The sequence below is a fragment of the Flavobacterium sp. N1736 genome, assembly GCF_025947065.1.
Lineage (GTDB): Bacteria > Bacteroidota > Bacteroidia > Flavobacteriales > Flavobacteriaceae > Flavobacterium.
Genome location: NZ_CP109994.1, coordinates 3,370,577 through 3,382,802, shown reverse-complemented (window position 1 = coordinate 3,382,802; position 12,226 = coordinate 3,370,577). Strand labels below are relative to the sequence as shown.

Sequence of the window (12,226 nt, the reverse complement as noted above, 5' to 3'; positions counted from 1 at the left end):
GAATTCTCTTTCTATTACCTCATTTCGCGGTTTTGAGCTGACTTTTGTCACTACAAAAAGTCAAACCCTAATCGCTAAATTTTATGAAGTTTTTAATTTCAGTTTTCATTTTTATTTATTGTTTTTTTCTTGCGTCAACAAATGTAAAAGCGCAAACTATAAAAAATGTTTCCGGTAAAGTCGTCAATCAAAACAACGAACCAATGATGGGAACAGTCTCCTTATTATCTGTTCGGGATTCTGTGATAATCAAACAGCAGGATTTTCTGGACGGGATTTTCCAATTATCAGATATTAATCAAAAAGAAATTATTCTAAAATTGACTTCGGCAGAATTTGCTGATCGTTTTTTGAATGTGATTTTTAAAGACAAAGAGAATATAAATTTAGGTTCAGTTATCGTTTTTGAAAACAACAATCAGTTAAACGAAGTGGTGATAAAAAGCCAGACTTCATTGTTAAAATATGGCGCAAACGGAACCATTGACGTTAATGTCGCCAATACTTTGCTGGCGACGAGCAGTTCTGTCAATGAATTGCTGGGCAGAGTTCCCAATGTTGTCGTTGCCGAAGGACAAATAAGTGTTCTGGGAAAAGGCGAAACGATTATTTACCTTAACGGAATTTTGATTAATTACGAACGTTTTGCGGCGATTCCGGTTTCGCAAATTTTAAAAGTGGAAGTAATTTCAAATCCGTCTTCAAAATACGATGCCGAAGGAAAAGCAGTAATCAATATTATAACGAAAAGGAATATCGAAAACGGAATAATGGGAACGGCGAGTCAGCAAGTTACAGTTTCAGAATTTGCAGGAACAAGTACAAATACACTTCTTGATTTTAATTATACAAAAGGAAAGTTTTCTTTTATAACAAATTACGGATTGCAATTAGGCAAAGGCAGAGAACTTTTATATACAACAAGAACGCGACCAAATCCGGATGAATTTATGCGCTCTCAACTTACCACAGACTGGAAACGTCAGTTTAATAATTACTCTAATTTTGGTTTTGGTTTGCAATATTCTTTCTCCGAAAAGGATTATATTTCTTTAGCTTACAGCGGAAACATAGAAGATTTAGGCGGAGTTGTAGAAAGCCGAAATTCAATTGACAATAATACCGGAAATAGTTTTTATGCAACAGATATTGCTAAAAATGATGTACTGCTCAATCAGTTCATTAATTTAAATTACAATGTGATAACAGATAGTAAAGGTTCATCGTTATTTATAGGAACGCAATATTCTAATTATAACGGAACTGTTCAGGATTTTATTGATGAAAATAGTTTGGTTGAGGATCAAAATACCGAGAAATATTTAAAGAATAATGTAGTCAATGGTATAAATATAATAATGGCACAAGCCGATTATTCTAAAAAAAGTAATGAAAATGCAAAACTCGAAGCAGGAGCAAAGTACAGTTATGCGACGATAAAATCGGGAACAGATTTTTTAATTGCAAATGCCAACGATATGATTTTTGAGTTAGATGACGAGCTGTCAAGTGATTTTTCGTATAAAGAAAAAATTGGCGCTGCGTATTTTAATTATGGAAAATCGCTGGGTGAAAAGTTTAATTTTTCTGTTGGCGCTCGAGGCGAATGGACGAATTATGATTTGTTTACAAACGCAAACGGAACCCAAAAATTCAGTAAAAGTTACGGCAATATTTTCCCCAACTTACTTTTAAATTTCGATTTTTCAGATGATTTAAAAGCGCACGCTTCTTATGTGTCCAGAATTACAAGACCAAGATATCAGGCGTTAAATCCGTATGTGGTATATCAGGATCCGTTTACGACTATTGAAGGAAATCCTAATTTATTGCCCGAAAAAGTTCACGCTTTTGAAATTGGGGCAATGTACAAAAAATTCGATTTTAAAATTGGATATACTTTTAAAACAGATCCAATTTCTGCCGCAGCTTTACGAGGTGATACACCAAACAGTTATATTTTGAGATCGCTAAATCTGGAGAAAGAACATTCTTATTTTGCTTCTGTTTCAAGATCGTTTAGCGCAAAATGGTGGACTTCTACCAATACGGTAAGCATGAATTTGACCAAAGCTGTTGATAATGCGTATTCATACGCTTTGGGACCGGTAAAACCTCAAATATATTTATATTCGAATAATACATTTACGATTCCGGATTGGTTTAAAATTCAATTGCTTGCCTGGTATTTGGGCGATAAAAGTTATGGTTTAAGAAGCGACAATAGTCGATCGACAGTAACAGTAGGTATTGAAAGAAACTTTTTTGAAGATGCCTTAAAATTAAACTTTACCGCAAATGATATTTTCCATGATTTTATGGTTTCCGGCAATTATGAAGTTGGTCAAACCGAAATATATTATCACAGAACCTACACCACAAATTACTTTAAACTGATAGCAACCTATAGTTTTGGGAATTCGAAAAAAACAAATTATAAGAAATCAGAAGTGGAGCAGACGGAGAATAATAGAGCGAGATAGATTTATTGGAAAGAAAAACAACTATTTTTCTTTCCAATAATCACTGTAAAAATTATCTGTGTTCATTAATTTCTGATGATTTCCAAAATGAGAAATCGTTTTATTTTCTAAAATATAGATAGAATCCGCGGTATTTTTTAAGATATTTAAGCGATGAGAAATAAATAAAATAGCACAGGTTGGTTTTATTTTTTCAAATAATTTCATTGTGAAATTTTCTGTATTTCTATCCATTGCCGATGTCGCTTCGTCAAGAATTAAAAATTGTGGTTTTTTATATAAAGCCCTTGCTAAAGCAATAATTTGTTTTTGCCCGCCACTTAGATTAATTCCTTCTTCACCAACAATAGTAACTAATCCTTGAGGCAATAAATTAAAAAATGATTCGAAATGATATTCTTGAATAAAATTTATAACATTTTCCAGAGAGTCAGCCGTTCCCAAGAGAATATTATCAATTATATTTCCGTTAAATATTGTTATTTCCTGTGGAATTACAGCTAATAAATTTCTATAATTTTTAAGTTCAATTTCCTGAAGTTTATATTTGTTATTTAGTACAATTGTTCCGTTTTCGTAAGTATAAAAGCGTTGTAGTATTTGACTGATTGTACTTTTTCCGCTTCCACTTTCTCCAACTATAGCAATGAATTTTCCTTTTTGAATTTCAATATTTATATTGTGAAGAAGTTCACTTCTGCCGGCAAATCGAAATGAAAGATTTTGAATAGAAATATTATTTATTTCAGAAATTTCTACTCCTTCTTCATGTTCTTTTTCTATCGATGCAAATTCATACATTCTGTTAAAAGCAATTTTAGCTTCATTTATCGGAATCGAAATTAAAGCCAGATTTGCAATTGAGGGTAATAAGGAACCAACAATTCCTAAAATAGCCATTAACTCACCAATTTTAATTTCCTTGTTAAATACCTGAACAGAAGTATAGATTAAGATTCCAATTAAAAAAATAACACTTGCAAATCCTGCTTGCCAGGATAATGAAATATTGATTTTTCCAAGGTTGAATATCTTTTCCTGATAATTTGAAAAAAGATGTTCATTTAATATCTGAAAAGCTGGCTGTTTGTTATCGTTTTTTATTGTAGAAATTCCCTGAATAGTATTAATGTAATTGCTTTCGTTGATAGCATTACTTTGCATTATTTCTGTCTGTGATTGGATGATTTTTTTATTGTTTCTATATATTATAAAAAAATAAACGGGTAAACTCAGCAAAGAAATTAATCCTAATTGCCAGGAATAACCAAACAAGAAGACTAGAGATATAATTGATACTAAAACATCAATTACTAATGTACTTGAAAGCATTTTAATTACACTTTGTACACGTTGGGCATCATTTAGCCTCGCAATCAGATCCCCTGTTTTTCTTGTATCAAAAAAGGATTTCGGAAGATGTAGAAGTGAATAGAAAAATGTATTATTAATTCTTTTGTTGAAATCTTTCGATTGTTGTAATAAAAAGAATTGTCTTAATACGGTTATTCCAATTCTTGCTAAAAGTAAAATCGCCAACAGTGAAATTCCGGATATTAATTTTTTAACATTGTGCGAAGGTAAAATATCATCGATTAATTTTTGAGAAAATAAAGCCATCGACATTCCTAAACCGGCAATAAAAATACCAAGTAAAATAGAAATCCAGATTAGTTTGTAGTCTTCTTTAAGAATATCTAAAAACCATTTCTTTTGTGCGTTTTTGTCTGTTTTTTTGGTTACAAACTTTTCATTTGGTATAAGAGTTAAACATGTTTTTGAAACCCATATTTTTTCTAATTCTGCAAGTGATAAATTATAAATGCCTTTTCCGGGATCACCAATTAAAAAACCATTTCTCTCATTATATTCATAACAAACCAAATAATGCTGTAGATTATTTTCTAATAAAGTATGAAGAATAACAGGCTGTTTGTGATCTGTTAAAGTTTTTATGTCGGCTTCGCAACCCTCAGCTTTAAACCCTAATTGACTTGCAGCTTGGTATAAACCCAGCATTGTAGTTCCTTGTTTGGTTGTTCCGCTTAGTTCCCTCAGTTTTTCAATGGATTGATTACCGTTATATAATTTTATAATAGATAATAAACATGCCACCCCGCAATCTGATTGGTCTAATTGCAGTGTATGCGTTTTTTTAATATGTTTTAAGTTCATTTTGCATTCATTTTCTTTACCAAAACTTCTATTCTGGTTTGTCCCTTAATTTTTTCAATTAGATTATGGTTTTTGTCATAAAGAACTAAACAAGGCAATGAATTCACATCAAAAGTAGTTGCGAAAGCAGCTTTGTTATCACATAAAAAATAAACGTTATCATAGAGTGTTAGTTGATGTTGTTGAGCAAATTTTTTGATTCGTTTCGGTTTTTCAAACGATACAAAAACCAGTTGCATGTTTTTAAATTGTGTTATGTTCTCTTTGATCATTTGGGCTTCATGATCGCAGTATTCGCATTCGGTATTGAAGTAGATAAAAATAGTTGCGGTTTGTTTTTTTAAGTTTTGATTACTAAAAACACCACCATTTATATTTTGATAATTGAAAACAGGAATCGTTTTTATATTTCGAGCAATCTTATTTTTATGATTAATTTTTGAAGTTATTTTATAACCTAAAAAACAAAGAATGCCAATAAAAAATAATATTAGAATTGTTTTAAAATATTTCCTCATTTTTCCTTATTTAGTTTCAATAATATAATCATTAATATCATTGAGATAACTCCTAATGAAACTTGAATTAAATCGGCATCATAAACGAAATATCTTATTGCAAAAATCAAAATCATAATGCAATATAGAGCGAAAAGAATCTTTTTAAACTTTGACATTTTAACTATAATTAAGTGTGAAAAACATTATTGTTGCTACCCATAATAATAAACTGGGAACATAACTGGAAACAACAATTTTTAATCCATAATCAGTATTTGTATTGGTTAACTTGCCAATTTGAAATCCTAAATAAATAACATAGAAAAGTTCAAATAAGTTAAGTACCTGAAAGGGATAAATAAACCAAGTTTCAAATCCTTTATATCCTGTAATATTTAATGCTGATAACGGATAAAAATTTTGAACATCTTGTAATGTATAATCGATTTGAAAATAATAAAACCATATAGTTTTAAAAATGGGAACTAATAAAAAAATAGATTCTGCTTTTATAATAATATTCCATGCATTTTTATATTTTACATCTTTGTTAGAGAGAAATAGGCCAATGTAGAGTATTGTTGCAATTATTAAAGTTTTAATTAAAATGATTGCATAAATATAAAAATAAGCCAACCAATGCCAATTATCCTGAAACTCAAAATAACTATTTAATTGATCTAAGGTTAAATAATCTGAAAGGAAATGACGAAGTAAACCTTTAAGATTAAGTACCGTGTTTGAAAATTCAGTTACTACCGTAAATGTTATAGAAAGTAAAAGACACTTTAAAAAAGTATTATTCATTTTAATGGTTGTAATGTTCTGTTAATAAAAAAGCACTATTCAATTATGAATAATGCTTTCAAAATTTTATTAATCTTAATCAACTCTAATGATGTTAAGAAAGCCTATTTCTCAAAATATAATTCTTTAAAATATTTTATATTCCATAATGGTATAATGAATAATAAAAAATCATTCTTTTTAAGGACATTTTTTTTTGATAGCCTATAATAATCAGTGAAAAGTCTATAGATGTAGTAAAATGCTAATAATGTACAAAATAAGATAGAATCGCCACCTTTTGCACTAAAATACAGCAAAGGCAAAGGCAATAAAATTTGAAAATAATAGATGACTAAGTTTTTCATGTTGGATTTGTTGAAGATTAGAACAAGATATATTAACACCCATTTTTTGCAGCACAAGCAAGCGCAAATGCAACGGCAGTTTGTGGAAGAAATGCAGTTGAAAGAGTTGCTACAACTGATCCCCATCCATGATTTGTATATACATCTGTCATACAACCAACGACATTAGAGCCAGAACAACCTCCTCCACCAGCATCACTTTCTTGATAAGCAGCATCATGAGTAACTCTTTGTGGTCCGCCAGCTTCTAAATTCTCCATTTGATTTAATTGTAATTTTTTCATAGTATTATAATTTAAGTTAATATGAACAAAATTATAAAGGATTCAAACTTATCCTTATGCGAAAAACGGTTGTTTTTAGTCTGAATTCGCATATTATCAATTGCTTTTGTTGTCTTTAAAAATTCTCTTTAACTATTATTTGTTTTTCTCATCTCAGTAATATATCCAATAAAGATTGCTATTGATGATAAGAACGGAGCGATTGAGTATTTAAAATCAGAAAAAGTAATATTGTTTAAGTTTTCCTTTTTGAATAACCAGCTCAATGTTAGCCCTAGGTAAAATAGAGCAATAACAAGTAGCACAAATAGTATCTGTTTTTTAATTTTCATAATTTAAACGACTAGATTTTTAATATAAAAAAGCTTGTATATGATAATTTAACGACAGGTTATTATCAATTACTTTTTTTGTCTTTATAAATTTTATATCGATGTCCTAATGCTACAATTATTATAAGTAGCATCGTTATTATTGATCCCTTATTCATTATTCAAAATTATAAAGGATTCAAACTTATCCTTATGCGAAAAACGGTTATTTCAAGTCTGAATTCGCATAATTAGTTTTTCTTATATCTTCTATTCATGTTGTTGTAAATTATTTCTTATGTTTACGACAATAAAAGGGTTAAATTATGAATATTACTGTAGGAAATAAACTAAAACAATTGCGTAAAGCAAAAAATATGTCGCAGGAAGAAGTTGCTGGTTTTTTACATATATCACAATCTGCATATGCAAGAATGGAACGCGGAGAAAGTACTTCTTGGGCAAGTCATTTTACTAGAATTTGTGAAGTTTTTGAAATAGCTCCCCAGGATTTGGTCAAGAAAGAATCAGGATTTTTTACTGAGGAAAACTTGACAGATAGGGAACAATTAACAGAAATTTTGACGTTGAGCGTTTACAGAAGAATTATTAAACAATACGAGTTACAAATTGAAGACTTAAAAACTATAATCAGGAATTTAAATAAAGATAAAAGCTAAACAAAAAAAGGTTTCACATTAAGTGAAACCTTTTTAATATATTGAATTAATATTATCTTTTATAGAGTAAAATTAATTAAGTTCTTTAGTTACAATTTGCATCGTTTCTCTACTTACTTGTTTCAATAAAACAGCTTTGTTTTCTTCAACAGTTTGTGCCGCTTGTTCTGTAAAGTGACGAATGGTATATAAAGTTACATTCTCGCTATAATCTACTTTGAATTTTTTCGACAAAATCGCGTTCAATTCATTGAAGTTTCCGAATTTATCCTCTACACAAACAGAAAAACTAATCGCAGAGTTCTGAATTAAGTTTACTTTGATTTTGAATTCGTGGAATAAACCAAAAATTTCACTGATGTTTTCTTCCATAATAAAAGAGAAATCTATAGATGAAAGCGAAATTAAAAGCTGTTCTCTTTTTACAATAAAACAAGGATATTGCGGTTCTAAATCAACACCTTTAGAAACACAAGTTCCTTTTAATAATGGGTTGATAAACGATTTTACGTATAACGGAATTTCTTTTTTCTGTAAAGGCTGTAATGTTTTTGGGTGAATAACCGTTGCTCCGTAAAAAGCCAATTCGATTGCTTCACGATACGAAATTTGGTTTAACAAACTTGCATTTTCAAAATAACGCGGATCCGCATTCATAACTCCCGGAACGTCTTTCCAGATTGTTACGCTTTCTGCACCAAGACAATAAGCAAAAATCCCTGCAGTATAATCAGAACCTTCACGCCCTAAAGTTGTAGTGAAGTTATTTTCATCGGCACCTAAAAACCCTTGCGTAATGTTCAATATTTTTCTTGGTACATTTTGGCTGATAAGCTGTTGTGTAGTTTCCCAATCCACTTCTGCATCTCTGTAGTTTGCATTGGTTTTAATGAAATTACGAACATCAAGCCATTGCGTCTGAATACCTCTGAAATTCATATAATGACTTAAAATCGTAGTCGAAATCAACTCTCCAAAACTCACAATCTGGTCGTAAACAAAATTGTAATTTGGTGATTTATTATGTGCCAGAAAATATTCCAATTCAGAAAATTGATCGTTTACCGCAGCGAAAACTTCGTGTTTTTCATCTTCAAATAAATCTAATACGATTTGATTGTGGTAATTTTTAATTTCCTGTACAGATGAATTCAACGCTTCTGATTGATCAAAATAATTCTTGATAACAACTTCAAGAGCATTTGTGGTTTTTCCCATAGCCGAAACTACCAAAATCACATCTTCATAACCCACTTTTTGTAAAACGTCATATACGTTTTTAATTCCATCTGCATCTTTTACAGATGCTCCTCCAAATTTAAATACTCTCATTACTGATTTTAGATTTTTAATTTTAGATTTCAGATTAATGAAACCTGCTATTCTTTATGTTTTTTTCTGCCACAGATTAAATGATTTTCACTGATTTTTTCGCCACGAATTTCACAAATTTTCACTAATTAGCTTGTGTGATTTATAATGAACTCCTCTCATTATTCGTGTGAATTAGTGAAATTTTTGGCAAACTAAGACAGATTTTAAAATCATTTTAATCTTAATAATCTGTGGCAAACTATTTTTTACAATTTTTCTAAAAAAGAATTAATTCCCGCCTGATCCATTTGAACAACCTGCCAGTCTTCAAGAATTCTTGCGCCTGAATTCTTATAGAAATTTACCGCCGGAGTATTCCAGTCGAGAACATTCCATTCAATTCTTCTCACATTATCTCTTTTTCCCTGTTTCATAATTTCAGAATAAAGAGCAGAACCCAAACCGGTACCGCGCATTTTTTCTTTCACAATTAAATCTTCAAGGTGAATCGTTTTTCCTTTCCAGGTCGAGTAACGATAATAATACAATGCGATTCCAACAATTTCTTTCTTTAATTCGTCATTTTCAATCTCCGCTACAAAAACGTGAAATAGTGGTTTTTCGCCAAAACCGTCACGTATCAAATCTTCTTCTGTTATAACAACAGCTTCAGGTTCTTTTTCGAATATTGCCAATTCCTGAATCAGTTCCAGAACCGCTTTCATGTCTTCAGGATTTCCTTTTCTAATATTCATTATTCTTATTATTAATTGTTTATTAGCTAAATATGCGTTTTTTTATTCGTTGCTTCTTGCCTTTAATTAGCAAATATATAATAGTAGCAAACTAACAAAATAATTTTTAAATCATTCTCACAAAAAAAACGATATTTGTGACTTAAAATTAAAACTACAACGATTTAGTAATGGAAGAACGCAATAAAACACTGGGAGAGTTTATTATTGAGAACCAAAAAGCATTTCAATATTCGTCGGGCGAGCTTTCCCGAATTATCAATTCAATACGTTTGGCAGCCAAGGTTGTCAACTATAAAGTAAACAAAGCAGGATTAGTGGATATTATTGGCGCAGCAGGCGAACAAAATATTCAGGGAGAAGATCAGCAAAAATTAGATGTGTATGCAAACGAAGTATTTATCCAGACGTTAATTAACCGCGAGATTGTCTGTGGAATTGCTTCAGAAGAAAACGACGATTTTATTACTGTTCAGGGGAGCGACAACAGTCATAATAATAAGTACGTGATCTTAATGGATCCGCTTGACGGATCTTCAAACATTGATGTCAACGTTTCTCTGGGAACCATTTTTTCGGTTTTTAGAAGAGTGACACCAATTGGTACTCCGGTTAAAAGTGAGGATTTTTTACAACCGGGAGTAAATCAGGTAGCGGCAGGATATGTTATTTACGGAACTTCAACAATGTTAGTTTACACGACAGGTTTTGGCGTAAATGGTTTTACACTGAATCCGGCTATTGGAACATTTTATTTGTCACACCCAAATATGAAATTTCCGCAAGACGGGCATATTTATTCGGTAAACGAAGGCAATTATGTGCATTTTCCGCAAGGAGTAAAAAACTATATTAAATATTGTCAGCGCGAAGAAGACGACAGACCTTATACATCAAGATATATAGGAAGTCTGGTTTCTGATTTTCATAGAAATATGATCAAAGGCGGAATTTATCTTTATCCAACAAGTTCAAAAGCACCTAAAGGAAAATTACGTTTATTATATGAATGTAATCCGATGGCGTTTATTGCAGAACAGGCAGGAGGAAAAGCAACAGATGGTTTTGGAAGAATCATGGAAATCCAGCCAACCGAATTGCACCAAAGAGTTCCGTTTTTCTGCGGAAGCTATAATATGGTAGAAAAAGCGGAGCAGTTTATGGCGGAGGAGCTTTAAGTTTTCAGTCTCAGTTTACAGTTTACAGTGACAGTCTTGGTTTGAATAAAAATAGAAAACCCGACAGATTTTAAAAATCTGTCGGGTTTATTTTATATACATTTAGTCTGAAAACTGCGACTGCAACTGATTACTATTTTCAAGTCTGAATACTGTGACTGAAAACTGAAAACTGCGACTGAAAACTGATTACTATTTATGCATATGCTGCATTTCGTAAACAAAAGTGTCTGCATCTACTTTTTTATCTACTAATGATAATGCTTTTGCTATGATATAATTTACGTTGCTTGGCGTAAAACCTAAAGCAATTCCTAATTTTCTTAACATTACTTCTTGTTGATCTTCTAAATGATGATCTACGTGCACCATTCTAGTTAAATCGTATAAACGCTCTAAACGCTGAACGTGTAAATAAGGCGGGTTGATTGGATATTTTAAAGGATCGTTTAGAATTTCTTCGTATTCAGTCTCTGAAATTTCTAAACGTGAAGCTAATTTATCCAAGAAACTCTTTTCTTCCGGATGCACAATCCCGTCTGCTAAAGCTACACGAACAATTGCTGAAAAGTGACCTTTGTTTCTTTGTTTGAATTCGCTATCGAATAAATCTGAAAATGACATAATTATAGAGTTTTTTATCACGCAAATATAAATCTTATTTTAAATTAATAATTTTAATTTTCTCATAAAATTTAACTTTATTTTCTGCGTTGAATTAATATCGGGGTTTCCGTATTTTTCAAAATAAATCGTAAGTTTACAACCCCTTAATCAATTAATATCATTACCTCTATGTCAGAATTTTGGATTTATTTTCAGATAGGATTAAAGCATGTTTTAGATATTCACGCTTATGATCACGTTCTTTTTTTAATCGCATTAACAGTTCCTTACACCTTTAAAGACTGGAAAAGAATTTTGCTCTTAGTAACTGTTTTTACAGTTGGTCACACATTAGCTTTAGTGCTTTCTGTTTTTGGAATCATTGCTGTAAAAGTAAACATTGTCGAGTTTTTAATTCCAATTACAATCTTGGTAACAGCATTTTATCATTTGTTTACAGCAGGAAAAGCAACTAAAAATGATGGATTGAATTTGATCTTTTTTGTGACCTTGTTTTTCGGAATTATTCACGGATTAGGATTTTCAAATTATTTTAAAACAATTTTAGGAGGTACCGCAACGTCAAAATTATTACCTTTAGGGGAATTTGCGTTAGGTATCGAAACCGCACAGCTTGTTGTAGTTTTTGTGGTTTTGTTACTATCATATATTGTACAAACCGTATTTCGTTTTTCAAAACGCGATTGGGCACTTGTAATGTCGGCTTTTATTATCGGAGTTGTGATTCCGATGATTTTAGAAAGCCCAATTTGGAACAGATAAATT

The 12,226-nt window shown here is 31.0% G+C and carries 11 protein-coding genes; 4 read left to right on the top strand and 7 right to left on the bottom strand.

Annotated features, from left to right (window positions below):
* The first annotated feature begins 83 nt into the window (after positions 1-83).
* Positions 84-2,483, top strand: coding sequence for a TonB-dependent receptor domain-containing protein (locus OLM54_RS14450; protein ID WP_264535286.1), 2,400 nt, complete (start codon positions 84-86; stop codon positions 2,481-2,483).
* Between the two features lie 21 nt (positions 2,484-2,504).
* On the opposite strand, the gene OLM54_RS14445 is transcribed toward OLM54_RS14450, so the two are convergent.
* From OLM54_RS14445 to OLM54_RS14430, 4 genes are all read right to left on the bottom strand, one after another.
* On the bottom strand, positions 2,505-4,658 hold the full coding sequence (locus OLM54_RS14445) for a peptidase domain-containing ABC transporter (protein WP_264535285.1): 2,154 nt from the start codon (positions 4,656-4,658) through the stop codon (positions 2,505-2,507).
* Positions 4,655-5,176 (bottom strand): TlpA family protein disulfide reductase, encoded by a 522-nt coding sequence (locus OLM54_RS14440; protein WP_264535284.1) that lies wholly within the window; start codon positions 5,174-5,176, stop codon positions 4,655-4,657. The genes OLM54_RS14445 and OLM54_RS14440 overlap by 4 nt, the downstream gene beginning before the upstream one ends.
* Before the next feature lie 159 nt (positions 5,177-5,335).
* Positions 5,336-5,965: a hypothetical protein gene (locus tag OLM54_RS14435; protein ID WP_264535283.1), complete on the bottom strand. Its 630-nt coding sequence runs from the start codon at positions 5,963-5,965 to the stop codon at positions 5,336-5,338.
* Positions 5,966-6,344: 379 nt separating this feature from the next.
* Positions 6,345-6,596: a hypothetical protein gene (locus tag OLM54_RS14430; RefSeq protein ID WP_264535282.1), complete on the bottom strand. Its 252-nt coding sequence runs from the start codon at positions 6,594-6,596 to the stop codon at positions 6,345-6,347.
* A gap of 637 nt (positions 6,597-7,233) precedes the next feature.
* Here OLM54_RS14430 and OLM54_RS14425 point away from each other — a divergent pair.
* The gene (locus OLM54_RS14425) at positions 7,234-7,587 is read left to right on the top strand and encodes a helix-turn-helix domain-containing protein (RefSeq protein WP_264535281.1); all 354 of its coding nucleotides are present in this window, start codon (positions 7,234-7,236) and stop codon (positions 7,585-7,587) included.
* A gap of 72 nt (positions 7,588-7,659) precedes the next feature.
* Here the strand turns inward: OLM54_RS14425 and OLM54_RS14420 are convergent, their stop codons facing one another.
* Together OLM54_RS14420 and OLM54_RS14415 are read right to left on the bottom strand one after the other, a co-directional pair.
* The gene (locus OLM54_RS14420) at positions 7,660-8,919 is read right to left on the bottom strand and encodes an aspartate kinase (protein ID WP_264535280.1); all 1,260 of its coding nucleotides are present in this window, start codon (positions 8,917-8,919) and stop codon (positions 7,660-7,662) included.
* 248 nt (positions 8,920-9,167) lie between these two features.
* Positions 9,168-9,656, bottom strand: coding sequence for a GNAT family N-acetyltransferase (locus OLM54_RS14415; protein WP_264535279.1), 489 nt, complete (start codon positions 9,654-9,656; stop codon positions 9,168-9,170).
* A gap of 170 nt (positions 9,657-9,826) precedes the next feature.
* Between OLM54_RS14415 and fbp the strand changes: the two genes are divergently transcribed.
* The gene (gene fbp / locus OLM54_RS14410) at positions 9,827-10,834 is read left to right on the top strand and encodes a class 1 fructose-bisphosphatase (protein WP_264535278.1); all 1,008 of its coding nucleotides are present in this window, start codon (positions 9,827-9,829) and stop codon (positions 10,832-10,834) included.
* 192 nt (positions 10,835-11,026) lie between these two features.
* Here fbp and OLM54_RS14405 read toward each other — a convergent pair whose 3' ends face one another.
* Positions 11,027-11,458, bottom strand: coding sequence for a TerB family tellurite resistance protein (locus tag OLM54_RS14405; protein WP_264535277.1), 432 nt, complete (start codon positions 11,456-11,458; stop codon positions 11,027-11,029).
* 171 nt (positions 11,459-11,629) lie between these two features.
* On the opposite strand from OLM54_RS14405, the gene OLM54_RS14400 reads away from it, so the two are divergent.
* The gene (locus OLM54_RS14400; protein WP_264535276.1) at positions 11,630-12,223 is read left to right on the top strand and encodes a HupE/UreJ family protein; all 594 of its coding nucleotides are present in this window, start codon (positions 11,630-11,632) and stop codon (positions 12,221-12,223) included.
* The last annotated feature ends 3 nt before the right edge of the window (positions 12,224-12,226 follow it).